The sequence below is a fragment of the Geomonas diazotrophica genome, from assembly GCF_018919385.1.
Lineage (GTDB): Bacteria > Desulfobacterota > Desulfuromonadia > Geobacterales > Geobacteraceae > Geomonas > Geomonas diazotrophica.
Genome location: NZ_JAHLMF010000011.1, coordinates 219,624 through 245,650, shown reverse-complemented (window position 1 = coordinate 245,650; position 26,027 = coordinate 219,624). Strand labels below are relative to the sequence as shown.

The 26,027-nt window shown below is 64.8% G+C and carries 23 protein-coding genes; 14 read left to right on the top strand and 9 right to left on the bottom strand.

Going from position 1 to position 26,027, the window contains the following annotated elements:
* Positions 1-3: 3 nt before the first annotated feature.
* Positions 4-1,053 (top strand): protein-glutamate methylesterase/protein-glutamine glutaminase, encoded by a 1,050-nt coding sequence (locus KOM00_RS13940; RefSeq protein ID WP_216499541.1) that lies wholly within the window; start codon positions 4-6, stop codon positions 1,051-1,053.
* Positions 1,054-1,138: 85 nt separating this feature from the next.
* Here the strand turns inward: KOM00_RS13940 and KOM00_RS13935 are convergent, their stop codons facing one another.
* The 5 genes from KOM00_RS13935 to KOM00_RS13915 are packed head-to-tail and all read right to left on the bottom strand — an operon-like array spanning position 1,139 to position 6,738.
* Positions 1,139-2,782 carry a hypothetical protein gene (locus KOM00_RS13935; RefSeq protein WP_216499540.1) on the bottom strand — a complete coding sequence of 548 codons (1,644 nt, stop codon included), beginning with the start codon at positions 2,780-2,782 and terminating at the stop codon, positions 1,139-1,141.
* 11 nt (positions 2,783-2,793) lie between these two features.
* Positions 2,794-3,522: a glycosyltransferase family 2 protein gene (locus tag KOM00_RS13930; protein ID WP_216499539.1), complete on the bottom strand. Its 729-nt coding sequence runs from the start codon at positions 3,520-3,522 to the stop codon at positions 2,794-2,796.
* A complete protein-coding gene (locus KOM00_RS13925) occupies positions 3,519-4,940 on the bottom strand; it encodes an aminoglycoside phosphotransferase family protein (protein WP_216499538.1) in 1,422 nt (473 codons plus the stop codon). Before KOM00_RS13925 ends, KOM00_RS13930 begins: the two co-directional genes overlap by 4 nt.
* The gene (locus KOM00_RS13920) at positions 4,937-5,932 is read right to left on the bottom strand and encodes a lysylphosphatidylglycerol synthase domain-containing protein (protein WP_216499537.1); all 996 of its coding nucleotides are present in this window, start codon (positions 5,930-5,932) and stop codon (positions 4,937-4,939) included. The genes KOM00_RS13925 and KOM00_RS13920 overlap by 4 nt, the downstream gene beginning before the upstream one ends.
* A 2-nt stretch (positions 5,933-5,934) precedes the next feature.
* Positions 5,935-6,738 (bottom strand): glycosyltransferase family 2 protein, encoded by an 804-nt coding sequence (locus KOM00_RS13915; protein WP_216499536.1) that lies wholly within the window; start codon positions 6,736-6,738, stop codon positions 5,935-5,937.
* 158 nt (positions 6,739-6,896) lie between these two features.
* Here KOM00_RS13915 and KOM00_RS13910 point away from each other — a divergent pair, with 158 nt between their 5' ends.
* The 3 genes from KOM00_RS13910 to KOM00_RS13900 all read left to right on the top strand — a co-directional run bounded on the left by KOM00_RS13910 (position 6,897) and on the right by KOM00_RS13900 (position 13,093).
* Positions 6,897-8,276 (top strand): sigma-54-dependent transcriptional regulator, encoded by a 1,380-nt coding sequence (locus KOM00_RS13910; RefSeq protein WP_216499535.1) that lies wholly within the window; start codon positions 6,897-6,899, stop codon positions 8,274-8,276.
* 388 nt (positions 8,277-8,664) lie between these two features.
* Complete coding sequence (locus tag KOM00_RS13905) at positions 8,665-10,296, top strand: HAMP domain-containing methyl-accepting chemotaxis protein (protein WP_216499534.1); 1,632 nt, start codon at positions 8,665-8,667, stop codon at positions 10,294-10,296.
* Positions 10,297-10,432: 136 nt separating this feature from the next.
* Positions 10,433-13,093, top strand: a complete 2,661-nt coding sequence (locus KOM00_RS13900) for a PAS domain-containing hybrid sensor histidine kinase/response regulator (RefSeq protein WP_216499533.1) — start codon at positions 10,433-10,435, stop codon at positions 13,091-13,093.
* A 138-nt stretch (positions 13,094-13,231) separates the two neighbouring features.
* On the opposite strand, the gene KOM00_RS13895 is transcribed toward KOM00_RS13900, so the two are convergent.
* Both KOM00_RS13895 and KOM00_RS13890 read right to left on the bottom strand, forming a co-directional pair.
* The gene (locus KOM00_RS13895; protein ID WP_216499532.1) at positions 13,232-13,825 is read right to left on the bottom strand and encodes a YceI family protein; all 594 of its coding nucleotides are present in this window, start codon (positions 13,823-13,825) and stop codon (positions 13,232-13,234) included.
* A gap of 101 nt (positions 13,826-13,926) precedes the next feature.
* On the bottom strand, positions 13,927-14,364 hold the full coding sequence (locus tag KOM00_RS13890) for a MarR family winged helix-turn-helix transcriptional regulator (protein ID WP_216499531.1): 438 nt from the start codon (positions 14,362-14,364) through the stop codon (positions 13,927-13,929).
* Between the two features lie 325 nt (positions 14,365-14,689).
* On the opposite strand from KOM00_RS13890, the gene KOM00_RS13885 reads away from it, so the two are divergent.
* Together KOM00_RS13885 and KOM00_RS13880 are read left to right on the top strand one after the other, a co-directional pair.
* Positions 14,690-15,988 carry an NfeD family protein gene (locus tag KOM00_RS13885; protein ID WP_216499530.1) on the top strand — a complete coding sequence of 433 codons (1,299 nt, stop codon included), beginning with the start codon at positions 14,690-14,692 and terminating at the stop codon, positions 15,986-15,988.
* Positions 15,985-16,281 carry a hypothetical protein gene (locus KOM00_RS13880; protein WP_216499529.1) on the top strand — a complete coding sequence of 99 codons (297 nt, stop codon included), beginning with the start codon at positions 15,985-15,987 and terminating at the stop codon, positions 16,279-16,281. The genes KOM00_RS13885 and KOM00_RS13880 overlap by 4 nt, the downstream gene beginning before the upstream one ends.
* Before the next feature lie 3 nt (positions 16,282-16,284).
* Here the strand turns inward: KOM00_RS13880 and KOM00_RS13875 are convergent, their stop codons facing one another.
* On the bottom strand, positions 16,285-16,779 hold the full coding sequence (locus KOM00_RS13875) for a hypothetical protein (RefSeq protein ID WP_216499528.1): 495 nt from the start codon (positions 16,777-16,779) through the stop codon (positions 16,285-16,287).
* 317 nt (positions 16,780-17,096) lie between these two features.
* Between KOM00_RS13875 and KOM00_RS13870 the strand changes: the two genes are divergently transcribed.
* The 8 genes from KOM00_RS13870 to KOM00_RS13835 all read left to right on the top strand — a co-directional run bounded on the left by KOM00_RS13870 (position 17,097) and on the right by KOM00_RS13835 (position 25,398).
* The gene (locus KOM00_RS13870; protein WP_236026953.1) at positions 17,097-18,818 is read left to right on the top strand and encodes a transporter substrate-binding domain-containing protein; all 1,722 of its coding nucleotides are present in this window, start codon (positions 17,097-17,099) and stop codon (positions 18,816-18,818) included.
* A gap of 222 nt (positions 18,819-19,040) precedes the next feature.
* A complete protein-coding gene (locus KOM00_RS13865; protein ID WP_216499527.1) occupies positions 19,041-20,465 on the top strand; it encodes a sigma-54-dependent transcriptional regulator in 1,425 nt (474 codons plus the stop codon).
* A 528-nt stretch (positions 20,466-20,993) separates the two neighbouring features.
* Positions 20,994-21,728 (top strand): amino acid ABC transporter ATP-binding protein, encoded by a 735-nt coding sequence (locus KOM00_RS13860; RefSeq protein WP_216499526.1) that lies wholly within the window; start codon positions 20,994-20,996, stop codon positions 21,726-21,728.
* Between the two features lie 86 nt (positions 21,729-21,814).
* Positions 21,815-22,636: an ABC transporter substrate-binding protein gene (locus tag KOM00_RS13855; protein WP_216499525.1), complete on the top strand. Its 822-nt coding sequence runs from the start codon at positions 21,815-21,817 to the stop codon at positions 22,634-22,636.
* A 185-nt stretch (positions 22,637-22,821) separates the two neighbouring features.
* Complete coding sequence (locus tag KOM00_RS13850; RefSeq protein ID WP_199390840.1) at positions 22,822-23,526, top strand: amino acid ABC transporter permease; 705 nt, start codon at positions 22,822-22,824, stop codon at positions 23,524-23,526.
* A gap of 62 nt (positions 23,527-23,588) precedes the next feature.
* Entirely contained in the window at positions 23,589-24,290 is a 702-nt protein-coding gene (locus tag KOM00_RS13845) for an amino acid ABC transporter permease (RefSeq protein WP_216499524.1), read from the top strand.
* A 215-nt stretch (positions 24,291-24,505) separates the two neighbouring features.
* Positions 24,506-24,781 carry a hypothetical protein gene (locus KOM00_RS13840; protein ID WP_216499523.1) on the top strand — a complete coding sequence of 92 codons (276 nt, stop codon included), beginning with the start codon at positions 24,506-24,508 and terminating at the stop codon, positions 24,779-24,781.
* Positions 24,778-25,398 carry a CAP domain-containing protein gene (locus tag KOM00_RS13835; RefSeq protein ID WP_216499522.1) on the top strand — a complete coding sequence of 207 codons (621 nt, stop codon included), beginning with the start codon at positions 24,778-24,780 and terminating at the stop codon, positions 25,396-25,398. Before KOM00_RS13840 ends, KOM00_RS13835 begins: the two co-directional genes overlap by 4 nt.
* A gap of 9 nt (positions 25,399-25,407) precedes the next feature.
* On the opposite strand, the gene KOM00_RS13830 is transcribed toward KOM00_RS13835, so the two are convergent.
* Positions 25,408-26,025, bottom strand: a complete 618-nt coding sequence (locus KOM00_RS13830) for a response regulator transcription factor (protein WP_216499521.1) — start codon at positions 26,023-26,025, stop codon at positions 25,408-25,410.
* Between the last annotated feature and the right edge of the window lie 2 nt (positions 26,026-26,027).

Genomic DNA, 26,027 nt, shown 5'->3' with positions numbered 1-26,027 from the left:
AGCGTGGGCGGCTTGCAGAAGAAAATAAGGGTCCTGGTCGTGGACGACTCCGCCTTCGTGCGCCGGGCCATCCTGCGGATGTTCGAAAAGAGCCCCGACATCGAGGTGGTCGGTGTCGCCGCCAACGGCGAGAGCGCGGTGGAACTCGCCAGGAGCCTGCGCCCGGACGTGATCACCCTCGACGTGCAGATGCCGGTCCTGGACGGCCTCTCAGCGCTCGAGTTGATCATGAAGGAGTGTCCCGCGCCGGTGATCATGTTCAGTTGCCTCACCGGCAAGGGTGCGGAGAAGACCATGAAGGCGCTCGACATCGGCGCGGTCGACTTCGTCGACAAGAGTTCCGCGGGAGGGGCCATGGACATCGGCGCCCTGGCCAAGGAGCTGACCGGGAAGATCAAGGTGGCAGCCGGGGTGGACCTGGAAAAGCTGCGCGCCGCGGCACGCAAGGCGGGAACGGCGCCTCCCTCCCGGGGGAGAACCAAGGGAGAGGGCGCCGAGGTCGTGGTCATGGGGACCTCGACCGGCGGCCCCCCCGCGCTGCAGCAGGTTTTGGGGCGGATGCAGCCCCCCCCCTGCCCGATCCTCATCGTGCAGCACATGCCGCCCGGATTCACCGCCTCGCTCGCCGCGCGGCTCGACCGTCACAGCGCGCTGACGGTCCGGGAGGCGAGCGACGGCGAGGTGGTGGTGGCGGGGAACGTCTACCTTGCCCCCGCCGGCTGGCACATGCGGCTTCGGCGCAAGGACGGGGCGCTCCAGGTCTGGCTCGACCCGGCCCCCGGCGGGCACCTGCATTGCCCGTCGGTCGATGCGCTCTTCGACTCCGCGGCCGAGGTCTGTGGGGATCGTACCCTGGGGGTGGTGCTGACCGGGATGGGGAAGGACGGGGCAGCCGGCGCCCGGGCCATCAAGAAGGCCGGGGGGCGCATCGTGGTGGAGACCGAGGAGACCGCGATCGTCTACGGCATGCCCAAGGCGGTCGCGGACGCGGTCAGCGTCGACGCCGCGGTGCCGCTGTACGAGGTGTCCGATGCCATCGCCGGCATGATCTAGCGGCGGCACCGTCACCGTGCACCGACCGGCAGCGGGAGCTCGAGGCTTCCCCCTGCCGTTTTTTTTCGCCCCAAATCTGCCCCGGCTATTGCCGCCCCTTCCGCGCCCAGGCGCCTTTTCTCTCCGCAATCAGCAGGAAAATCACGAAGAAACCGAACAGGTACAGGGAGTAGTAGTACTTGAACTGCCCCGCCGGGGCCGCCAGGAAGACCAGCGGGACCCGGCTCAGGACGACCAGGGCGGTCGACGCCGTGGCCGGGAACCAGGGGAAGAGGGCGAGGGCAAGCAGGGCGAGGGCCAGCTCCGGGAGGAAGTTCCAGTGCAGGAACTTCCCTTCCGGGTGCAGCCCGGTGAAGGTCGATGCCGAGGCGATGAACCCGGCCTGCCGCTGGTAGAGTGCGGGAAAGAGCGTTCTGTGCAGCGGCTCGTTGTAGACCGCGTCGAAGTGCGGCGCGTGCTTTGTGTCCCGCGCCATGTCGCAGTAGGTGAAACCGTAGGGCCTCATCCCGGTGCTGGCCGAGAAGCAGATCAGGCGGTTGGCCAGAAACAGCGCCTTGTTGTCCATGATCATGCGGCCGTACAGGGCGCGCACCCGGGAGAAGGCGGCTTCCGGGACCGGCTTCCAGTAGCCGGACCAGAACGCCGGGATCTCGTACGGGATCGAGACCTCTTTCACCTTGTCCACGTCGACGAGCATGCCGAGCACCTTGCGGTCCTGTTCCGGGGTCGCGGTGACGTAGTCGTTTTGCAGCAGGTACCCGAGCGGGTTCATCATGAGCGAGACCGAGTAGGCGATCTTCTGGTCGTCGGGGATGGCAAGGGCCTTGATCAGGGCGGGCTTGACGATCTGCAACATGAGCAGCGCGCCCAAAAAAAGCATCCCCGCCCGCGGCGTCGAGATCCTCCCGTTCAGCCCGAGCAGCAGCGGGACGGCGAGCAGCAACGCGATGCCGTCGCCCCGGTAGATGGCGAGAAAAACGATGAGCGCCGCGCAAAAGCAGAGCTCCCTCCCCGAAAAAGCCCTCTCCCGCTCCACGATCCGGAAAAAGATCCAGAGCGCGAAAAACAAGAGCACCACGGAGAAGACGGTGTCGCGGGTGACCAGCAGGGTCAGCGCGATCACCGGGACGTTCACCAGTAACGCCAACAGCAGCAGGATCGTGAGGAACCGGGAAAGGCCGAGCCGGCGCAGCCCCGCCAGGGCGTAGGCGAAGACCAGGGAGGTGAGCAGGAGCTGGAAGATCGGGACCACCACCGCGTTGGGAACGATCTGGTACAGGGCCAGGTACAAAAGCGGGTGCAGGGCCGAGAACCAGTTGTCGAAGGAAAGGGAGTACATGCTCCAGAGCGTGCCGTAGGAGTCGGTCATGTAGAACCCGGGCCACAGGCCGAGGAGCCAGAAGCCGAACCAGGCGGCGCAGATGACGAAGAAGGCGAGGAAGTTCCCGGACTCCTCGTCGAGGCCGTTTTGGGCCGCCCGGTGCACGAAGCGGAGCACCCTCCCGGCGAGCAGGTAGGCGCCCCCCACCGCCACGGCCTTGGCGCAGAAAAGCTTGCTGAGCTTCGCGGCGTCGTAGGCCGCATAGGGGAGGGTGTTGTAGAAGGTCAGCAGCAGGACCAGCAGGGCGAAAAGGGGCGCGCCGACGCGGACCAGCGCCGGAGTTTCGGCGCGGTGCGCCGGCTCAACGTTTGGCGGGGACGGTCGCGTGACCGCCGGCTTTTCCGGCACCGGTCTCTCCATCAGTCGGCGAGAAAGCGGCTGACTTCGTCCGGGGTCCCCAGGGGGGTGACCGACCCGAACGGTATCTCGGTGACCGTCACCTCCCGCGCCTCGGCGATGAGCTGGTTGTACAGGGGGGCGACGTAGCGCTCCCCGCGCTCCTCGCGCCCGGCGACCGCGTAGTAGGCGTCATAGGCGCGGGCGTAGAGCGCGGCGGAGGAAAACCAGTAGAAGCCGATGGTGGCGAGCTCCGAGATGCGGTTCTTCTCGCGCACCTCCACGGCCCGTCCGTCGTCGGCGCACCTCACGAAACTCCACCCCTCGCCGGGGGCGCGGAAGCAGGGGATCCAGCCGTAACCGGCGGCCTGACCGGGCTGCAACAAACCCGGCTGCACCCCCGTGTCGATGTTGAAGATGGCCATGGGGGCGGCGCCGTCGATCTCGCCGCAGGCAAGGCGCGCCGTGGTGGCCTGCCCGTCCGTGGGGGCGGCGAGCTCGATGACGCCGACGGTGCCGATGCCGCGCGCCGCTGCGCGCTCGCGGATGAAGTCGGCGGCCCGGTCCTCGGCGCGCACCACGAAGACGAAGGGGGAGCCCGTATCGATGAAGGATTGCAGACCCTTCATGGACCAGTCGAACAGGGTGAGCCCGCGCGCCTGGATCATGTACTTGGGGACCGTGTAGCCCGCGTCGAGAAAGCGCCGGCCGAAGCCGGCCATGGTGATGACGATGGTGGTCTTTTGCGTCACTGTTCCCCCACCTCCTTGAGGATGTGCGCCGCTATCAGGGCGAAGGTAAGGATGTTGTGCGGAGATTCGATATGCAGCGGCAGCATGCTCAGGAACAGGGACGCCTCGTAGAGGCGCAGCCGTTTCAGGTCGATCCCCTGCGCCTCCAGGGGGGGGAGGAACACCGCCGCGTAGGCGTCGAAGTCGGCTTCGGGGGTGTGCAGCTGCAGCCGCAGGTCGGTGCCCACGACGATCTCGCTCAGGCCGTTGACCACGAAGTCGTAGCCGCCCAGCACGGAGTGGGACAGCTTGGCGTAGTCGTAGAACGGGTCGGTGTAGAGCTCGTCCTCGGAGCCGGCCCCAAGCGGGTCGATCAGCTTCAAGAGCCGGATCCTCTTGTCGTAGAGGATGTTGGAGAAGCAGAGGTCCCCGTGCCCGATGCACTCGTAGTCGGGCTGCCGGTCCCGGTACGGCGCCACCAGGTCCAGGTAGCACTCCAGCAGCCGCTCCAGCGAGGGGAAGCTGCTGCCGTTACGCAGCATGTCGTCCAGGTACCCCCTGAGCGGCAGTGGGTGCAGCTCGGCCTGGCGCTCCCGCACCTTGGTGAGGTAGAGCCGGTCGAAGTTGGCGCGCGCCCGCTGCCGCGAGCAGGAGCGGCGGGCACGCCCGTCGAGGAAGTGCAGGATATCCTCGAGGAAGCGGGCGAACTCCCGCGTGTCGAAGCCGCCGTTGATCCACTGCTGCCCCATGTCCAGCATGAGCAGGCGCTCCATGGCGTAGCTCGCGCCGTTTTTCCCGACGGTCAGGTCGTAGGGCATCACGAACCAGCGCCGCATCGACTCCGGCAACAGGCCGTAGAAGTCGTGCTCCGCCCGTATCTTGCGCGCGTTGGCCGAACGCTTGACCACGCTTTGCAGGGTCAGGGTGACGTTGTTGAAATGCCTGCTGTTGAAGGAGCCGCTCAGGAAATCGAGCAGCCCCACCTGCTCGCTCACATCCACGAAGGCGCCGTCCACCGGGACCCGCACCGCGTCCCCCTCCGCGGCGAGCGCAAGGTCTGGCCCGCGGCGGAAACGCTCCAGGCTGGTCGCCTGCAGCGGGACCCGCACCCCGTTCATGGTCCCCTGGCAGCTGTCGGCGCAGATACCGATCCGCTCAAGGAGGTCCAGGGCGACGGCTTCCAGCGCCGGCACGAGAAAGCCGGCTATGCGCACCACCCGCGAGCAGCGCTGCCGAACCAGTTCGGCGTCGATCATCTCGGCCGGTTTGCCGGTTTCAAGCCTCACCACGGGCCAGCCGAGGCGGCGGGCCAGGGCGCAGGCGCGCTCGAAGAGGCACTGGCGGCGGAACACGATGTCGCCGAACCTTTGCGCACCGATCAGGCCGGTGAGCTCGCCCGGGACGGGGCAACTGTCGTCGTAGAGTAAAACGGTGCTCATCTGGTCCGTCCTCTGGTGGTGGCCTTGACGCCCTGGAAGGGGGGCGTGTAGCGGTAGTTGGGCGCGGCGGGGTGCCTGCCGGGGCGGTAGCCGAGTCTCAGCCTGGCGTAGCTTCCCCCTCCCAGCGCCGCCATGATCCCCAGGGTGAGCAGGCAGATGGAGCGGTACAGCGCGAGCTGCAGGACGTGGCTTTGGGGCTGAGCCATGATGGCGTTACTGAGGGTGTCGAGCGCCTGCTGGGTGACGGTGTACCCGGTCGTGGGGGAGGCGATAAGGAGCAAAAAGACCATGGCCAGCTCGAGCCCCCAGACCGCGAAGGTGACGATGCACAAAAGGGACAAGGTCTGCAGGTCGATCCTCGGGATCGCACCGAGCAGGCGGCGCAGCCGCCGCATCCCCCGCAGCACCGTGAGTGACCTCTTGCTGCGGGACTGCAGCAGGGCCCGCATCAGCGCCGCGACCGCCCCGGGAAGCAGCATCCCCAAGAGGATGGAGCAGAGCAGGAAGCCCCCAAGGGAGAGAAAGATCAGCTCCATCGGCGGGCCCGAAGGCCGCAGCAGCACCAGCCCGACCAGCATCGCCAGGATCACCGTCACGTCGAAGAGGCGGTCGAGCCAGACGGCGAAGAGCCCGCGCGCGTCGTTACAAAGCAGGCGCGAGAACTCGGTGGCCCTGAGCAGGTCCCCCAGCTTGAACGGGGTCGCGAAGGTGACCAGGGCGATGGTCGCGTGGCAGCCGAACACGGTCGAGAAGCCGAGCCGGTCGCTGCCCAGCAACAGCCAGAGGCGGATGGCCCGCAGCACGTGCGCCAGCGAGTAGGCCGCCATGGCGGCGAGTCCAGCGGCGAGGGCGGTCGAGCCCCAGGCCGGATGCAGGCTAAGGACCTGCGCGTTGTAGACGCAGAGGGAAAAAAGGAACAGGGCGGAAAAACAGGCGAGGCACAGCCCGAAGAGATCGAGCACGAGGGAGGCCGAGGGAGCGCGTAGCCTCATGGTCACAGCCCCTTGGCGAGCGTCTCGAACCGGTACTCGGCCACCGGGTGGTCCCGGAACTCCCGGGCCAGGAACGCGTCGGGGTTCTTGAGGTAGCTGCCGAGCAGGCCCAGGGTGCGCCGCGCCTGGGAGAAGAGCTTGACGTTGGAGACCTGGTCCTCCTCGCGCCAGGAGATCGGGAAGAAGAGGAGGCTGTCTTTCCGTTTGACGTGCGCGAGGATCATGCAGTAGTTGAACATGAGGTTGTCGTGGAACTTGTGCCAGTACCCGGAGCGGAGATGCTCGGTGCGGTACAGGTTGAGTCCGGAACCGAGATCGTGGAGCTTTCGTCCGCATGCCGCCGAGAAGAGGCGGTTGAAAACGTGGTTGCCCAGGACCCGGGTGGGTGAATACCCCTCGATGCGGGAGTCGGGGTGGAAGCGGGCGCCCAGGCAGCAGTCGTAATCGTGGTGACGACCGGCGGCGAGTACGGGGATGATGTCGGCGACGTTGCCCTGGTCGTCGCCGTGCAAGACCATGACGTGGCTGAAGCCGTTGGCGATGGCGTAGCCGAAGGCCGCCTTGTGGGAGCCGCCCAGCCCGTAGTTGGCATGGTTGTGCACCACCGAGACCTTGCCAAGGCCCAGGGCGCGGGCCTCGTCGATGGCGGCCGCCACCGTCTGGTCGGGACTCACGTTGTCCACCACCATGATCTCGGCGAAGTGGCCGTGCACTGCAGGGTCCTGGAACTGGCGCAGCACCCGGACCACCTGGGGGGCGCAGCGGTAGGCGGGGATGAAGGCCAGTATGCGGTCGGGGGTGGACATGGTCGCTCTCGGGACGTATGGAATGGTGCGGCGTACGAGCGCCAAAGGATACGACGAATTCACGCTCAGTGCAATGGAGAACTGCAGCGCCGAGCGGCTCAAGCTCCCGGCGCAACTGCCGATAAGACAGTGAACCTCAACCTGCGGAGCCCCATGGCATGCCCCACACCAAGATCCTCGCCGTCGACGATGAACCCGTGTTCCGTTTCCTGCTCGAGCGCCAACTGCGCGAGATCGGCTATGACGTCGTCAGCGCCGTCGACGGGCTGCAGGCGCTGGAGATCCTCGAGCAGCAGACCGTCGACCTGGTGCTCTCCGACCTGGTCATGCCCAGGATGGACGGCCTGCAGTTGATCGGCTCGGTGCAAAAGCTCCATCCCGGCACCCCCATCATCGTGATCACCGCGCACGGCAGCGTGGAGAGCGCGGTGGAGGCGATGCGGCGCGGCGCCTACGACTACCTGGAGAAACCCTACGACCCGGAGGATCTGCGCATCACCATCCGGCGCGCCCTCGACTACCAGCGCGTCGTCCAGGAAAACGAGCAGATCAAGGGGCTTTTGACCGAGCGCTTCACCTTCCAGAGCATCGTGACGGTGAACCCCGCCATGAAGCAGGTGCTGGAGTTGGCCTCGCGGGTCGCCGCAGCGCGGCAGACCACGGTGGCCATCTACGGCGAGAGCGGTTCCGGCAAGGAGGTGCTGGCGCGGGCCATCCACTTCGCCGGCAACGGGCTTCCCGCTGAGTTCGTGGCCGTGAACTGCGCCGCCATCCCCGAGCACCTGATGGAGAGCGAGCTCTTCGGGCACGTGCGCGGCGCCTTCACCGGCGCAGACCGCGACCGGGAAGGGAAGTTCAGCCTGGCCAGGAAGGGAACCATCCTGCTGGACGAGATCGGGGACATGCCGCTTCCCCTGCAGGCGAAGCTGTTGCGCGTGCTCCAGGAGCGGGTCTTCGAGAAGATCGGCAGCAACGCCCCCATTCCCGTCGCCTGCCGCGTGATCGTCGCCACCAACCGCAGCCTCGCCGACCTGGTCGCGGCCGGGCGCTTCCGCGAGGACCTCTACCACCGCATCAACGTCTTCCCCCTGACCATCCCGCCGCTTTGCCAGAGAAAGGACGATATCCCGATCCTGTGCGGCCACATCCTCGAGCAGCTGCGCCAGCACCTGGGCAAGCCGCTGCCCGGGATCTCGCAGCAGGCCATGGAGCTGATGCTCGAGTACCGCTGGCCGGGCAACGTCCGGGAGCTGCGCAACTGCCTGGAGCGGGCCGCCATCATAACCGACAACGAGCTGATCCGCCCAAGCCACCTGGGGCTTGCCGGCACTGCGCCGGAGGGGACGGAATCGATAGACGCGGAAGGCGCCGTCGACGCCAGCCGGGTCAGCTACCACCTCTCGCTTTCCGCCGACGGGCTTTCCCTCGACGCCTTGAACGAGCAGATCCTCGGCATCACGCTGCAGCGCTGCGGCGGCAACAAGTCGAAGGCCTCCCAACTGCTCAAGGTGAACCGCAAGGCCTTCTACCGTTCCTGATCCAGCGTTTCGGCCCGTCGCAGGTCCTTGGCCTGACGCGGCGGTTGCCGCCTCCCCCCCTTTGCCGTCTCCCCCCATTTGCCGCCGACTCCTGGTGCTCCCCCTCCCACCCTTCCCCTCCGGGGGAGGTGCGGGACCCATTGTCCACACCCTTCGGACTCTCCTGTCCCACTGCCGGTCACACTGTCCCGCTGGGGGACAACCGCCTCCGTCCGCAGACGGTCAAACCTGCCGAAACTGCACCAGTTGCGGTTTTGGCACCGGTTATGCTCCTTACAGGTACAGGGAGGCCGATCTGTCCCGCACGGAACAGCTGCGACGGCACCGGCCACCTGAAACTCCCCTTGGGGGAGACTACCGCCACTACCGAAAGCACGGGAGACACGACATGAAAGCGATCAGAGATCTTAAAGTAGGTATGAAGCTCGCGGCAGGTTTCGCCTGCGTGGCCATCATAGCGGTGGTCATCGGCTTCATCGGCATAAGAGTGACCAACAACCTAAACGCTGAAGGGAAGAGGGCCTATGAGACGGTGACCGTTCCCCTGGGGGAACTGGCAGGGATGTCGGTCTCGTTCCAGCGGGTCCGGATCAACCTGCGCGATGCGGTCGAGGCGACCGACCCGGCGCAGCGCCAGCGTTACGTGGAAACGGTCACGGCGCTGCGTCAGAACATCTCTGAGCGGATGGCGCGCTATGAGAAGACCATGACGAGCGAGGAGGAGCGGAGCCTGTTCCGCGGATACGCCCAGGCGAGGTCGGAGTACCTGGGGTGCGTCGAGAGGATCCTCGCGATGAACCAGGCGGGGCGAAACGCCGAGGCCAGGGAGCTGCTGCACGGCGCGGGCAAGGAAGCGGCCCTGAAGCAGCAGGGGGCGCTGGACAAGCTGATGGCGGCCAAGGAGCAGCAAGGGAAGACCACCGCCCGCAGCAACGAACTCGCCGCCGCGTCGGCGGCACGGTCGATCGGCGGCCTCCTGGCGTTGGGTCTCATTCTCGCGCTGGTACTTGGGGTGGTTACCTCGAGGATGATCACCCGGCCGCTGGACAAGGCGGTGCAGGTGGCCAACCGGCTGGCGGAGGGGGACCTGACCGTCGAGGTGGTGGTCGATTCCAAGGATGAGACCGGCCAGCTCCAGGCGGCGATGGGGCACATGGTGCAGAGCCTCAGGGGGCTGGTGACCCAGACCGTGCAGATCTCCAGCAGCATCGCCTCGGCTTCGACCCAGCTGCAGGGTACCTCGGCCCAGATCGCCACCGGCGCCGAGGAGGTAGCCTCCCAGACCGGGACCGTCGCCACCGGCAGCGAGGAGATGGCGGCCACCAGCGCGGACATCGCCCGCAACTGCGTCCTGGCCGCCGAGGCATCCCGCCAGTCCAGCGATTCGGCCAACCAGGGGGCCAAGGTGGTGCAGGAAACCATCACGGGCATGGAAGAGATCGCCGGCCGGGTGCGCCGGACCTCCAAGACGGTGGAGGCGCTGGGGCATCGCTCCGAGGAGATCGGCGACATCGTCGGGACCATCGAGGACATCGCCGACCAGACCAACCTGCTGGCCTTGAACGCCGCCATCGAGGCGGCCCGGGCCGGCGAGCAGGGGCGCGGTTTCGCCGTGGTGGCGGACGAGGTGCGGGCCTTGGCCGAGAGGACCAGCAAGGCGACCAAGGAGATCGGCACCATGATCAAGGCCATCCAGGGCGAGACCCGCGACGCGGTCCGCGCCATGGACGAGGGTGTGCAGGAGGCCGAGAAGGGGGCGGCTTCGTCGCAACGTTCCGGGCAGGCGCTGGAAGATATCCTCAAGTGCATCAGCGAGGTCTCCCTGCAGGTGAGCCAGATCGCAACAGCCGCCGAGCAGCAGACCGCCACCACCACGGAGGTCACCTCCAACATCCAGCAGATAACGGACGTGGTGCAGCACACCGCGCGCGGCGCCGAGGAAACCGCCATGGCCGCAGCGCAGTTGGCCCAGCAGGCCGACGAACTGCAGACGCTGGTGGCCAGGTTCAGGGTCGCCTAGCGCAGGCAAGGCGGAGGAAACCTCGAGACGCGACATTCCCCTCAAGGGGTGCGCGCTTTTTCCCGAAGAAAGGAGTACGTCCCCGCAGAGGGTGATCCCTGCCGAGGACGCGGCGATACGAGACAGAGGTGGCGTCATGCACGCGGAGCGCAGCCTGAAAATAACCATAGTAAGCACCCTGGCACTGGTGGTCCTGCAGGGGGGACTCACCTGCCTTCTCCTGGAAAAACTGCAGCTCGGAGCCGGCGGCCCCCAGCTGCGGCAGTTAGCCCTGCTCCTGATCGCCGCCGCCTGCACCGTTTCCGGGTGGGTCCTGGCCTGGCACTTCATGGCCCGGCGGGACGATCCCCCGGCTGAGGCGGGGCCTCACGCCTCCCTGCTCCTGCAGTCGGTCGAGGAGGGGGTGGTCTCGGTGGACGGCACCGGATGCGTCACCTTCGCCAACCAGGCGGCGCAAGAACTCCTGGGGTACCAGGAGGGGGAATTGGTGGGGCGGGACCTGCGCGAGGTGATGCACCACGGCAAGGATCCCGACTGCGCCCATTGCGGCAAGGAGAGTTGCCTGCTGCACCCCGCCTTCACCGGGGGGAGGAGGCAGCGCTCCCGCAACGAGGTGCTGTGGCGCAAGAACGGCAGCTCCTTCAGCGCCGACTTCAGTTGCAGTGCGCTCGCCGGCGGCAGCCGCCCCGGCGCCGTACTCACCTTCCGTAACGTCAGTGCCCGCCGGGAGGTCGAGGATCGCCTGCGCCTGCAGGGCGCGGCCCTGGAGGCGGCGATGAACGGGATCATCATCGCCGACAGGCAGGAGAGGATCATCTGGGTAAACCAGGCGCTCTGCCGGATCCTGGGGGCGAGCCCCGAGGAACTGCTGGGGAAGAAACCGCAGCTGCTTTTCACGGCGGGGGACAAGCCGGAGCTCCTGGAGAACCTCTCCGAGAGCCTGGAGGCGCGGCGCCCCTGGCAGGGAGAGCTCCTTGGGTGCCGCGAAGACGGGACGACGCTGGACCAGGAGGTGACGGTAACGCCGGTTCTTGACGAGGCGGGTGAGCTGTCCAACTTCGTCTGGATCATGCTGGACATCTCGCAGCGCAAGCAAAGCGAGGCGGCCCTGCAGGAGAGCACCCGCCTGCAGGAGGAGGCCAACCGGCAACTGGTCAGGACGGTGCAGCGCGCCAACGAACTGGCGGTGAAATCCGCCCGCGCCTCCGCCGCCAAGAGCGACTTCCTGGCCAACATGAGCCACGAGATCCGCACCCCGATGAACGCCATCGTGGGGGCGGGACACCTGCTGCTGGACACGGAACTCTCCCCCCGGCAGGGCGAGTACCTGCAGACGCTGATGGTCTCCGCCGACCTCCTCCTGGGGATCATCAACGACGTGCTCGATTTTTCCAAGATCGAGGCGGGCAAACTCATGATCGAGCGGGTCGCCTTCCGCCTTCAGGACGTGGTGGCCGAGCTGTTGGCGGTCTATGCGCTGAGGGCGCGCCAACAGGGGATCGACCTGCACGTCGAGCTGGACCCGCAGATCCCGGAGCTGCTCACCGGGGACCCGATGCGCCTCGCCCAGATCCTCAACAACCTGCTGAGCAACGCCCTCAAATTCACCCGCCACGGCAGCGTACAGCTCGCGGTGAAACTGGCGCGCAGGGAGCCCGGCACAGCGGAGCTCATCTTCGCGGTGCGCGACTCGGGCATCGGCATCCTGGCCGAGGACCAGGCCCTGCTGTTCCAGGCCTTCACGCAGCTGGACGGCTCGATCACCCGCAGCCACGGCGGGACCGGACTCGGGCTCGCCATCTGCAAGCGTCTCACCAGCATGATGAAGGGCGAGATCTGGTGCGAGAGCATCCCTGGCCTTGGGAGCACCTTCTCTTTCTGGCTTCCCTTCGGCATCGCCGCCGCGGACAGCAGGGTGGAGCGTAAGAAGAAAGCGGGCTTCACCCGGTTCCGGCAGCAGCAGGTCCTCCTGGTCGAGGACAACCCCTTCAACCAGAAGGTGGCGCTCGCCCTGCTGGAGCGGGGGGGACTGCGGGTGACGGTCGCCTCCAACGGCGCCGAGGCGGTGGAGCTGGTGCGGCGCCGCGACTTCGACCTGGTGCTGATGGATATCCGGATGCCGGGGAAAGACGGTCTCACCGCGGCGCGGGAGATCCGGGCGCTGGGCAAGCCGGGGACGGAGACTCTCCCGATCCTGGCCGTTTCGGCCAACGCCATGGAGCACGACGTGGCCGCGAGCCTCGCGGCCGGCATGAACGGGCATGTCGCCAAGCCCTTCACCCCGGAGTCGCTTTACAGCGCCATCTCGGTCTGGCTCGACGGCCAGGGGAGCGCGCGGGCGTCCGGCCAGGGCGCGGTTGCGGGGGGGCAGGAACAGGCCCAGGAACGGCAGCCGGTGGCGAAGATCGACTTCGAGACCGGCGTTCGGCAGACCGGCGGCGACCGCAAGCTCTACCGCGACCTGCTCAAGCAGTTCGAGCGCGAGTACCAGGGCCAGGGGGGCGAGATCGAGCGCGAGATACGGGGCGGCAATAGGGAGGAGGCGGCGCGGCTTGCCCACTCGGTGAAGGGGATCGCCGGAGTGCTGGCGGCGCAGCCGCTGCACGGGGCCGCGCAGCGGCTGGAGACTGCCTTGAAGGGGGAGGGGGATCTGGACAAGGAGCTCTCCGACTTTCAGGAAGAACTGAAAGGTACCATAGGGTGCCTGCAGGCCGATGGGTGGCAGAACCTTACCAGCAGCGTCCCGCGCCAGCAGGCGGAAGCAGCCGGGGCAGGTGCGTCCCGGGGCCAGGCCTGAAGCCGTCAGGGGAGGGGGAGCCTGTAAAAGGAGACTGTTTCTCACCGGAGTTCCCGGAAGAACCAAAAAAAGCGCCTGTTCCAGTCGAGGAACAGGCGCTTTCTGTTTAGACACGTGCGTATTGGTAGCAGCCGGGTGTTACTTGGCCTTGATCATCTCGATTTCGAGGTTGATGTCGACGTCCTCGCCCACCGCGACGCCGCCGGTTTCCAGCGCTGCGTTATAGACCAGGCCGAAGTCCTTGCGGTTGATCTTGGTGTTGGCCGTTACGCCGCTTCTCAGGTTGCCCCACGGGTCCTTGCTCTCCTTGGCGGGACCTTCCACGTTCAGCACCACTTCCTTGGTCACGCCGTGCAGGGTCAGGTCGCCGGTCACTTTGAGCCTGTCCTTGCCGGCCCTGGCGACCTTCTTCGAGGTGAAGGTCATGGTCGGGTACTTGGCCACGTCGAAGAAGTCGGCGCTTCTTAAGTGCTCGTCACGCTTGGCCACGTTGGTGTTGACCGAGGCGGTGTCGATGGTGACCAAAACCTTGGACTTGGTGATGTCCTTGTCGTTGATCTCCACGGTCCCCCTGTGCTTCTCGAAGCTCCCCTTCACGTTGGATACCATCAGGTGCCGTACCTTGAAGCCGACGCTTGAGTGGTCGGGGTCGATGTTCCAGGTGGAGGCGGAGGCGAGAACTGGAACTGCGAGGAGTGCTACTGCTGCTATGGTTGCGATGGTTCTTTTCATGGTCTTTCTCCTTTTTCGTTGAACTGTGCGTGGTTTGTTCAAGTTGATGTCTTTTGATGTTAAACTATTGTCTCAAAAAAAAGCCGCTGTCGTCCTTCCCGTCATCCCTCCCGTAAACCGAGTTTTTTGCAGATCCTGCCCAGGGTTTCCTGTTCTTCATCGGTCAGCACCCCCATCTCCGCGGCGATGGCCGCCTCGACTTCGGCGAAGGTCGCCTCGATCAGCGCCCGTCCCTTTTCCGTGAGGAGCACGGTGCAGAAGCGGCGGTCTTCCAGGGAGCGCTCGCGCCGGACCAGTCCCTGCTTTTCCAGGTTGTCGATGACGAGGGTGATGTTGCCGGTGCTTTTCAGTATCTTGGACGCCACGTCGCGCTGGCACATGGGGCCCTTGTGCAGCAGTGCCTCAAGTACGCCGAACTGGCTGATGGTGAGCCCGGCGTCCGACATCTTGCGCCCTACTCGGACGGTCACCGACTCGGCACCCCGCATCAGTTTGGTGTAGCTGTTCAGCGCGAGTTTTGTCTTGGCGTCTTCTTTCATGATCGTTCTCTCCGTTGAGAAGCAACATCGTTTCGATGATTTAAAACTATAACTGAAGTGATTAAATGTCAAACTATTTTTTTCGGGATATTGCAAATAGTGCAACTCAGCGGACGCAAATGTAAAAAACAAACATTTCGCACAAGGCCGCAAAGGCGCCAAGGCACGCTGAAGCTTGCCAAGGCCCTCTTTTAATGGAAAAATACGCCTGGAGCTTCTAACCGTAGCACCGCGGCAGGCCGCTGATCGTAGCCTTTTTGGGGGGTAAGCTTTGCGTCATTGCGGCTTGGCGTGAGGCCGAACAGTTTTTTCGGGAGGTGCGGTGATGAAACGGCTGTTGCTGGTGCTGCTGTTACTGGTGCTCCCCCTGTGCCTGGCGGCTAAGGAGCCGCAGGTGGGACTCATCTCCCTGCGTGGACCGATCAATCCGGTCAGCACCGCCTTCCTGAAGGAAAACCTGGCGGCGGCCGGTAAACGGGGGGACCGGCTCCTGCTGGTGGAACTGGACACCCCCGGCGGGCTCGACAGCGCCATGCGCGAGGCGGTCCAGGCCATTCTCGGCGCGCCGGTCCCGGTTGCGGTCTACGTCGCCCCCTCCGGCGCGCGCGCGGCCTCGGCGGGCGCCGTGATCGCCCTTTCCGCTGACATCCTGGCGATGGCCCCCGGCACCAACATCGGGGCGGCGCACCCGGTGGGGCTGGGGGGCAAACCCGACCCGGTCATGGAGGCGAAGCTTGTGAACGACGCCGAGGCGTACGTCGAGGGGATCGCCGCCAAGAGGGGACGCAACACCGAGCTGGCCAGGAGGATGGTGCGCCAGAGCATCTCGTTGAGCGCCGAAGCGGCACTCGCGCAGCGGGTGATCGACCTGGTGGCGCCGAGCCGTCAGGACCTCCTTGCCAGGCTGGAGGGGCGCAAGGTGCAGCGGGGAGGGGAAGAGATCGTGCTGCACCTGGCCGGCGCACGGGTGGTTGGCCACGAGATGGGGACCCGCGACCGGATCCTGGACGCGATCAGCAACCCGGACGTCGCCTACATGCTGATGCTCCTGGGGATCCTGGGGCTCTTCTTCGAGCTCTCCAACCCCGGGGTGATCCTGCCCGGGGTAATCGGCGGCATCTCGCTGCTCCTCTCCTTCTTCGCCCTGCAGACCCTGCCGGTCAACTACGCCGGGATCGGCCTGATCCTTTTGGGAATCATCCTGTTCATCGCGGAGATCAAGGTGGTCTCCTACGGCATGCTCGCGGTCGGGGGAGTCGTGGCGATGGTGCTGGGATCGCTGATCCTGTTCCCGTCGCCCGAACCGTACCTGCGCCTGTCCTGGGGGGTGCTGGCGGGGACGGTCGGGGTGACGGCGCTCTTCTTCGCGGTGGTGGTGGTCAAGGTGATCCAGGCACACCGGGCGAAGCCGATAACCGGCGTGGAGGGGATGCTCGGGGAACTCGGGGTGGCGGATACCGACCTGGTGCCGGAGGGTAGGGTGCTGCTGCGCGGCGAGTACTGGAACGCGAGCAGCGAGGAACCGCTGCGCAAAGGGGAAAAGGTGCAGGTGGTCGCGGTGACAGGGCTGCGCCTCACCGTGCGCAAGGCGGGAGAAAAGGAGGAGGTGCGGGGCGGGTCATGACGCAATCCAAAAAGCGCAAGGAGTCGGGAGACCTGCGGCTGGGGGATGACCTTTTGGGGCTTCCTTGCCTGCAGCGCCAGCGCGCCAACCTGACGGGGGGTATGCGGGAGGAAAGGGGAAGCGCCGCGCCGGAGTGCCCGGTCTGCGGCCAGGAGGTGCCGGAGCTGTTGCACGGGTCGCAGGGGGCGGCCGACCCGGTGGTCGTGGAGCAGGTGCAGGAGAGGTTTCCCGGGTGGCAGCCCGAGGAGGGCCTCTGCCGGCCCTGCCTCGAGCGGTTCGGTCGCCCCGGGTAAGCGCTAGTAGTGCTTCGGGATGGGGAGGCACCCCTCCTCGTCGAGCGCGTCAAGATAGGCGCTGCGCAGGCCGAGGAAGGCCTGGGTTAGCCGGTCGATGAGGGTGGTGTGGGTGCACCCGATCAGTTCCAGCAGCCCGTTCTGCTTGTTGGCGATCAGCCTCTCGATGTGCGCCGCCCTGCGGTTGATGTCCACGTGGGTGTGCCCCTGGGCGTGGCTGACCAGGCTCAGCATGGCGTCGGTCACGAAGACGTCGATGGAGTACACCGCCGCCACCTGCGGGTGCTCCTTCAACTGGAACACCACGCGGATTTCCGGGTGCGGGAACTCGATGCCGGGAAGGTGCTCCGGTCCCATGTAGTAGGACGCCGCCACCGGCAGCACTTCGATGTAGCAGTTGAGCAGGGTCGATTCGATATCGATGGGGGTCTGCACCGGAAGTTTCAGTGCGGCCCGGGAGAACTGTTCACCATGTTCGAGATAGAGAGAAAGCCGCATGTCATCACCTGTAGTAGAACCTGTGGTAGAGGGATACTTCGGTTGTCACGATAAAAATAATACCGGCCCCAGCCAAAAAGCAAATGGGGGGACGCAATAATCTTTGCGGCGTACCCAGGTTCCGGTCGCCCCGTCCTGGCGGGTGATCGCGGTTGACATAGCCCTCCGGTCTATGCCATTAATTTCCCATCGCCATCTATCCCGCTAGTCCCTGCTAAGGTGTCTTGCCCTTGCACGTTTTCCGCTCAGTACAACAGATCCAGAGATCCCGCGCCGCCGGTGCCGGCCGCAAGCGCCTGTGCCTGACCCGAGTTACCATGCTCCTGGTCCTTTTCCTGGTGCTGCTGGCCTCGGCGGCGGGAGCCGACACCCTGGGGCGCGGCGGAGCCGGCAAAGGGGTGGTCGTGGTGGGGGGGGACTTCAACTATCCCCCCTACGAGTTCGTCGACAACGACGGCAAACCCACCGGTTTCAACGTGGAGCTGACCCGCGCCATAGCCGAGGTGATGGGCTTCAAGGTGGAGATCTCCCTGGGGCCCTGGGACGGCATGCGCCGGGCGCTGGAGCAGGGGGACGTGGACATCCTGCAGGGGATGGCCTTCTCCCAGGAGCGCACAAGCGAGGTCGATTTCTCCACGCCGCACGCCCTGTTGTTCCAGTCCATCTGGATCCGCCGCGACGACCGGCGCATCCGTTCCATAGACGACGTGCGCGGCAAGGAAGTCATCGTGATGAAGAACAGCATCATGCATGACTTCATGAAGGGGTACGACCCGAAGGCGAGGCTCATTCTCACCGATACGCTGGCCGAGGCGTTGAGACTTTTGAACCAGGGGAGGGGGGACTGCGCCCTGGTCTCGAGGCTGACCGGGATGTACCTGGAAAAGGAGATGGGGCTGAAGCGGATCGTCCCGGTGGCCGAGCCGATCATGACCCAGGCCTACGGCTACGCCGTGAAGAAGGGGAACGCCGAGGTGCTGGCGCGCTTCAACGAGGGACTCGCCATCCTGAAGCGTTCCGGTCAGTTCCAGGAGATCCACAACAAGTGGCTCGGCGTGATGGAGTCGCAGCCGGTCTCCTGGGGGCGGGTGGTGCGCTACGTGACCCTGGTGTCCCTGCCGCTTTTGCTGATCCTCGGGGGGACCGTGGTCTGGTCCCGAACCCTGCAAAAGCGGGTGGCGCAGCGCACCGAGGAACTGGCCCGCGAGGTGGCCGAGAAGCAGGCGGCGCTTGAGAAGTTGAGGATGCACCAGGACCAGTTGGTGCAGGCCGACAAGCTCGCCTCGCTGGGGACCCTGGTGGCGGGCGTCGCACACGAGATAAACAACCCCAACGGGCTGATCCTTTTGAACCTCCCCCGCTTCGAGGAGGTCCTGCGCGGTTCCCAGCCGATCCTGGACGAGTACCGCGAACGGCACGGCGACTTCAAGCTGGGGCGGCACAGCTACGACCGCCTGCGCGAGGAGCTGCCGCACATGCTCTCCGAGACGCAGGACGCCGCCAAGAGGATCAAGCGCATCGTCGCCGAGCTGAAGGATTTCGCCCGCCGCGACAGCGCCGACCTGACCGAGCTTTTGGACCTGAACCTCTGCGCCCAGGCCGCGCTGCGCCTGGTCGAGAACACCGTGGTGAAGAATTCGCACCAGGTGGTCGCCAACTTCGCCGAGACCCTGCCGCGGGTGAAGGGGAATAGCCAGCGCATCGAGCAGGTGATCGTGAACCTCCTTTTGAACGCGGCCCAGTCGCTGGAGGGGAGCGGCAAGAGCGTCCAAATCTCCACCCGGCACGACCGCTTTCGGGACCTGGTGCTCCTCACCGTGCGCGACGAGGGGAGGGGGGTGGAGCCCGAGCACCTGGCGCGGCTCACCGATCCCTTCTTCACCACCAAGCGCGAAGAGGGGGGGTGCGGCCTGGGGCTCTCCATTTCCGCTGGAATCGTGAAGCAGCACGGCGGCACCCTGAACTTCGATTCCCAGCCGGGTTTCGGCACCACGGTCACCATGGAGCTGCCGGCGCTGCGGGAAAGCGCGGGCATGTAGAGATCGCAGAACTCAAGGGAGTGGGAGCCTGTGACCGCCCGGTGGCATGGACGCCCGGTGGCATGGACGCCTGGTGGCATGGACCGCCAGGTAGCATGGACCGCCAGGTAGCATGGACCGCCAGGTAGCATGGACCGCGAGGTGGCATAAACCGCGAGGTTCTGTAGGGGCGAATAATCATTCGCCCTCCCCCTTGATTCAAAAGACGAAGAGGAGTTGCAGATGAGCGAAGCACTATACCCGGCATTCGGCGTGCTGCTGGTGGACGATGAGGCGCCCTGGCTGCGCAGCCTGCGCATGACGCTGGAAGGACCCGGTGCCATCAGCAACATCACCGCGCTCACCGACAGCCGCCTGGTGATGGGGGTGCTGGACAAGGGGGAGATCGGCCTGGTGCTGCTCGACCTGACCATGCCCTACCTCTCCGGCCAGGAGCTCCTGGCCCGCATCGCCGAGGAACACCCGGAGGTCACCGTGGTGGTCCTCTCCGGCCTGAACCAGATCGAGACGGCGGTCTCCTGCATGCGCCTGGGCGCCTTCGACTACCTGGTGAAGACCGACGAGGAGGACCACATCCTCGAATCGGTGCGGCGCGCCATCCGGATGCAGGAGCTGCAGCGGGAAAACAAGGAGATGCGGCGCCGTTTCCTGAACGACCGCCTGGAGTGCCCGGAGGCCTTCGCCCCCATCGTCACCAACAACAAGGCGATGCGCTCCATCTTCCAGTACATCGAGGCGGTGGCCAGGAGCACCCAGCCCATCCTGGTGACCGGGGAGAGCGGCGTCGGCAAGGAGCTGATCGCCCGGGCCATCCATACGCTGAGCCGCGGCGACGGTCCCCTGGTCCCGGTGAACGTGGCGGGGCTGGAGGACAACGTCTTCACTGATACCCTCTTCGGCCACAAGAAGGGGGCCTTCACCGGTGCCGACGAGAGCCGCAGCGGCATGGTGGAGCAGGCCGCCGAGGGGACGCTCTTTCTGGACGAGATCGGGGACCTCTCGCTCGCCTGCCAGGTGAAGCTCTTGCGGCTTCTGCAGGAGGGGGAATACTACCCGCTCGGGAGCGACCAGCCCAAGCAGCTCAGGGCGCGCATCGTGGTGGCGACCCACCACGACCTCTCCAAGAAGAAGGACGCCGGCGGGTTCAGAAAGGACCTCTACTTCCGCCTGAGGGCGCACCACGTGCACATTCCCCCCTTGCGCGAAAGAAAGGACGACATCCCGCTGCTCCTGGACCACTTCCTCAAGGAGAGCGCGGAGGTCTTCGGCAAGAAGGTGCCGAGCTACCCGAAGGAGCTCATGACGCTTCTGACCAACTACAGCTTCCCGGGGAACCTGCGCGAGTTGAGGTCGATGGTCTACGACGCCATGAGCGTGCACTCCTCGCGCATGCTCTCCATGAACAGCTTCAGGCAGGCGATGGAGGTGCAGGGCGAGGTTCCCGCGGACCAGGCCGCAACCGGCGAGCAGAACGTCTTTTGCTCCTGTGCCGAGATACCGACCTTGAGCGCGGCGGTGGAGCAGCTGGTCGCCGAGGCGATGCGACGCTCCGACAACAACCAGAGCATGGCCTCCCGCATGCTGGGGATCTCCCAGCCCGCGCTCAGCAAGAGGCTCAAGCTGCAGAGGGACGGCAAGGGGGAGTAGGTGAGGATGGACGGGCGAATGATTATTCGCCCCTACGGAGTGCGTGCCCAGTTTCGAGGCAGCGCGCTCACTCCCGGCCTCCTTCCTGCTGAACCCGATACGCTGCTTCTGCCGCTTTTTTGCACAAAACCTGCGCCTTTTCCCACCGGCTCTTTTCTTCGCGCTCCGGACCCGCCGCACGATGGGGTATAACTTTCGTTAAGCCTATAATGATTGTTATACCCGCCCTAAAATCCCCTTTCTTCGTCACTTCCTTCTTCGCCTCAAACAGCTTTCCAGTAGTGGTTATACCCCTTTGTTTCTAATGTTGGCTCCCAAAATGGCGTATTCGGATAGCAATCCGAGTTGTTAGCTGTTTACGCCTTCTTTGGCACCGGCTTTGCTGTATATAGAGCCGGATTGTACGCGTGCCAGCCTTGCCGCACCCAAAACGACGGTTGGCGGGAACGGTTGAGCGGGGAAACTGCCCATATCCTGTGCAGCAGCTTCGAGTGACTCGATTGGCAACAAATAGAAAAGGAGCAGCAGATGATCAAGTTTGAAGGGGTCCACAAGTGGTTCAAAAAGCTTCACGTGCTTAACGGGATCGATCTCCACGTCAAACAGGGGGAAGTGGTCGTCGTCTGCGGTCCCTCGGGGTCCGGCAAATCGACCCTGATCCGCACCATCAACCAGTTGGAGCCGATCGAGGAGGGGAGCCTGATCGTCGACGGCATGGACCTCAGGAGCAAGAAGACCGACATCAACAGGCTGCGTGCCGAGGTTGGCTTCGTGTTCCAGCAGTTCAACCTGTACCCGCACCTTTCGGTGATCGACAACATCACGCTGGCACCGATCAAGATCCGCAAGACATCCAAGAAGGAAGCGCAGGAGCAGGCCATGGAACTGTTGGAGCGCGTCGGCCTCGCCGTCAAGCGCGACGCCTACCCGACCCAGCTCTCCGGCGGCCAGCAGCAGCGCGTGGCCATCGCCCGTGCCCTGGCCATGAAGCCGCGCATCATGCTCTTCGACGAGCCGACCTCCGCGCTCGACCCCGAGATGATCGGCGAGGTGCTCGCGGTCATGCAGGACCTTGCCAGCACCGGCATGACCATGGTCTGCGTTACCCACGAGATGGGCTTCGCGCGCGAGGTGTCCGACCGCGTGGTGTTCATGGACCACGGCGTCATCCTCGAAGAGGCACAGCCGGAAGAATTCTTCCGCAACCCGCAGCACGACCGCGCCAAGCAGTTCCTGAAGCAGCTGCTGTCGCCGATGCACTAGAGAACTCGTTCACCCGCCGAACTCTGCCGGATTCCCAGCGGCGGGCACGGGTGCCTGTTAATAACGAACATCAAAAGGAGAGTACTGTGAAAAGATTGGCTGCTGTTGTTATGGGTTTGGCCCTGTTGGGTTCTTTCGGTAAGGCGATGGCCGCGGCTCCCGCCGACACCCTTGCCGAAGTCAAGAAGAAAGGCGTCCTGGTGGCTGGCGTGAAGGATTCCCTTCCTCCTTTTGGTTACGTGGACGAGAAGAGCCGCGAGATCGTAGGCTACGACGTCGACTTCGTGAAGGCGATCGCCAAGAAGCTGGGCGTGAAGGTCGAACTGAAGCCGGTTACCTCCGCTTCCCGCATGCCGCAGCTCACCGAGGGTAACATCGACATCATCGCCGCCACCATGACCAAGAACCCGGAGCGCGCCAAGCAGATCGGCTTCAGCCACACCTACTTCGCCACCGGTCAGAAGTTCATCACCGTGAAGGGGAAGGTTAAGAGCCTGAAGGACCTGGCCGGCAAGAAGATCGGTACCGCCAAGGGTTCCACCTCGGAGCAGAACGTGAAGGCCGCCCTGCCGACCGCCACCGTGCTTTCCTTCGACGATTACCCGCAGGCCTTCCTCGCGCTGCAGCAGGGCAAGGTGCAGGCGGTGACCACCGACGAGGCGATCCTGGCCGGCATCCTCGCCAAGGCACCCAACAAGGCGAAGTTCGAGATCCCGAACGTCCAGATCTCCAACGAGCCGTACGGCCTCGGCATGAGGAAGGACGACGCCAAGTTCATCGCCTTCGTGAACAAGACCATCCTCGACATGGAGAAGAGCGGCGAAGCCAAGAAGATCTTCGAGAAGTGGTTCGGCAAAGGCACCGACTTCCAGCTCAAGCGCACCTTCAAGATCGTAGCGGACAAGTAAAAAGACAGGTTAAGGTTGAGATTGAGGTTAAGAAAAACCTTTCTCTCAACCTTGACCTGCCGTTTAACAGTAAATCAGGTCGAAGAGTGAGGCCCGGTTGAGAAAAGACGTTTAGCTGGTAGCTTTATCTCAGTCTTAATCTTAGTCTCAGTCTCAGTCTTCAACCTGCCTCTAAGGGGTTTCACGTGCTAAAGTACACATTTGACTGGTCCATCGTCACCTCCGGCAAGTATTTCGAGTGGCTGGTATCCGGGCTCAAGGTCACCCTGGAGCTCTCCGCCGTCGGCATCGTCTGCGCCTTCATCTTGGGACTCCTGATCGCCGTCCTGAAGATGAGTCACTACCGTCCCGTGCGCTGGATCGCCACCGCCTACCTGGAGTTCTTCCGGAACACGCCGCTGCTGGTCCAGATCTTCTTCTGGTACTTCGGCTCCTACAAGGTGCTCCCGGCGGCGGTCAACGAATGGTTGAACAGCACGAACTTCGAGTTTGCCGCGGCCGCCATCGCCCTCACCATCTACACCTCGGCCTTCATCGCCGAGGATATCAGGTCGGGCATCCTCTCCATCCCGAAGGAGCAGATGGAGGCGGCCAGAAGCGCCGGCTTCTCCTATCTCCGTTCCATGCAGTACATCATCCTGCCGCAGGCGGTACGTATCACGATCCCTCCCCTGGTGAACCAGTTCCTGAACCTCGCCAAGAACTCCTCGCTCGCGATGAGCATCGGGGTCATGGAGCTCACCTACCAGGCGCGCCAGGTCGAGAGCTACACCTTCAAGGGATTCGAGGCGTTCACCGCCGCCACCGTGGTCTACCTCGGGCTGTCCGTGGTCATCACGGCGCTCATGGATCTGTACAACAAGAAGGTGCTCAACCCGCACCGCGCCTAGCGGACGGCGGACGGGTCCGGTAACGAGAACGGCAGATTTTCCTGCGGTAAACGGAGAAGATAATGGAAGAAGCACTCAACTTTCAGGTAATCATAGACAACTTCACCTACTTCATGATCGGGCGCTACCCCAACGGCCCGCTGGGCGGACTCGGGCTCACCATGTACCTCGCGGTGGTCTCCTGCGTCCTCTCCTTCTTCGGGGGACTGATCCTTGGGCTCTTGAGCCTGTCGCGCTACGCGGTGATCCGCCACCCGGTGAACCTGTTCATCAACACGGTGCGCGGCATTCCGCTTCTCATGGTGATCTTCTGGATGTACTTCCTGCTCCCGGCCCTGATGGGCAAGACGGTGCCGGAGGCGACCACGGTCATCATGGGACTCACCATATTCACCTCGGCCTACATGTCGCAGATCGTGCGCGCAGGCATCCAGGGGATCCCCAAGGGGCAGACCGAGGCGGCCATCTCGACGGGCTTGAAGCCCTGGCAGGCGATGCTCTACATCGTGCTTCCGCAGGGGCTGAGGAACATGATCCCCTCCTTCGTGAACCAGTTCGTGTCGCTCATCAAGGACACCTCGCTCGCCTTCATTGTCGGGGTTTCCGAGCTGACCCACGTCGGCACCCAGATCAACAACCGGACCATGGCCTTCCCGACCGAGATCTTCATCTTCATCGCCGCGGTCTACTTCGTGCTCTGCTTCGCCTTCACCTCCTTCTCGCGCTGGCTGGAGGGAAGGCTTGCGTGGAGAAAGTCGATCTAGGCTTTCGGGACCGGCAACAGCTTTTAAAACGCCCCCCTCGGTGCTCCGAGGGGGGCGTTTTTTTGTTCGGGGTAGGGGATGGACGCAGGGGCAGGCTTGTCATCGGGCTTGTCATCGGTGCGCGGCTGGCTTATCCTTTTGGTCTTATGCACCCCCAAAAAGGGGAGAGGGCATTGTCATCGGTCGCGCAGAGGTGCATAGGGGAGGGGGGAGTCATGGAGGCTCAGGTCGTTTCGGTTCGTTATCGCATCCCGCTTACGGAGCTCCAGGCGCAGAAGCTCCGCCGCACCTGGCCCAACGGCGACCCTTTCTACCCCTACGAAAAGATGGAACGCTACCTCGAACCGCTCCTGGTCGAGGACCTCAACTGGCACCACTACTCGGGAAACTACCTCTACTTCACGGTGTACGGGGACGATATCGAGGCGACGCTTGCGGACGCTCTCAAGGTGTTCGAGGCGAGACTGGCTCTTTTGGAGGGGAAAAAATGATCAAGAAACGGTTGGCGCTATCCTGCCTGCTGCTCCTGCTCGCCTGCGGCGCTGCCCACGGCGAGTCGGGGGGCCTCGGCCAACAGGTGCTCGCCGAAACCAACGCGGCGCGCCAGAACCCGCAGCGCTACGCGGAATACATCCGGGAGTTCAGGAAGAGCTTCATCGGCAAGGCGTACCGGCTGCCGGGGACGCTGAACATGGTGATGACGTCGGAAGGGAAGGGGGCGCTGGACGAGGCGGTGCGTTTCTTGTCGCGGCAGCGCCCGCTGCCGGCGCTTTCCTGGTCGCCGGGACTGGCGATGGCGGCGGCCGACCTGGTGCGGGAACAGGCCGCCTCGGGAGAGACGGGACACGGCGAGCGCGGCGACACGAAGAAGAGGATCGAGGAGTACGGCTCCTGGCGCTCGAGCCTCGGGGAGAACATCAGCTACGGGCCGGAAACCGCGAGGCAGGTGGTGATGGGGCTGATCATCGACGACGGGGTAGCCGACCGGGGACACAGAAAGAACATCTTCGACCGCTCCTTCACCACCGCGGGCGCCGCCTGCGGCCCGCACCCCCTCTACCGCACCATCTGCGTCACGGATTTCGCCGGAGGCTTCCAGGGGCGGTAACCGGCCGGTTCAGGCCTGGTTGACCAGGAGCGCGAGGCTGAGCCGGTTGCCGGCGGGGAGCTTGCAGTAGATGGAGGTGAGGTGGGCTTTCACGGTGCGCTCCACTATGCCCAGGTCGGCGGCGATCTCCAGGTTGGTCCTCCCTGCCGCCACCAGTTCGGCCACCCTGCGCTCGGTCGGGGTAAGCGGCGCCAGGAGCCTTTCGGGGTGCCTTTCCCTTCCCGCGCTGTTCTGCGCGGCTTCCAGGATCAACTGCTGGATCACCTGCTGTCCGAGCCACACCCCGCCGCTTGCCATCACGCGCAGCGCTTCCTGGAGGTTCTCCCGGGCGATGTAGCTGTTGGCGTAGCCCACGATCCCCACCTTCAGGAAGGAGAGCCCCTCCTCGGGTTCGGGACGGTCCGAGAGGAGGAAGAGCCGGGCCGCGGGAGCCGCGGCGCGCAACTCGGCGCAGGCGGCAGCGTCCACCAGGTCGCGGTGCAGGAGCACCAGCTCGAACTGTCCGGAGGAGGCCAGCCGCTTCAATTCGCCGAGGGTGCGGCACTCCTGGACCTGGTTCCCTTCGGCCACCAGGCCCTGCCACCGGCCCAACAGGGATGCGTTTGCGCTAGCCAGCAGGATCAGCATGT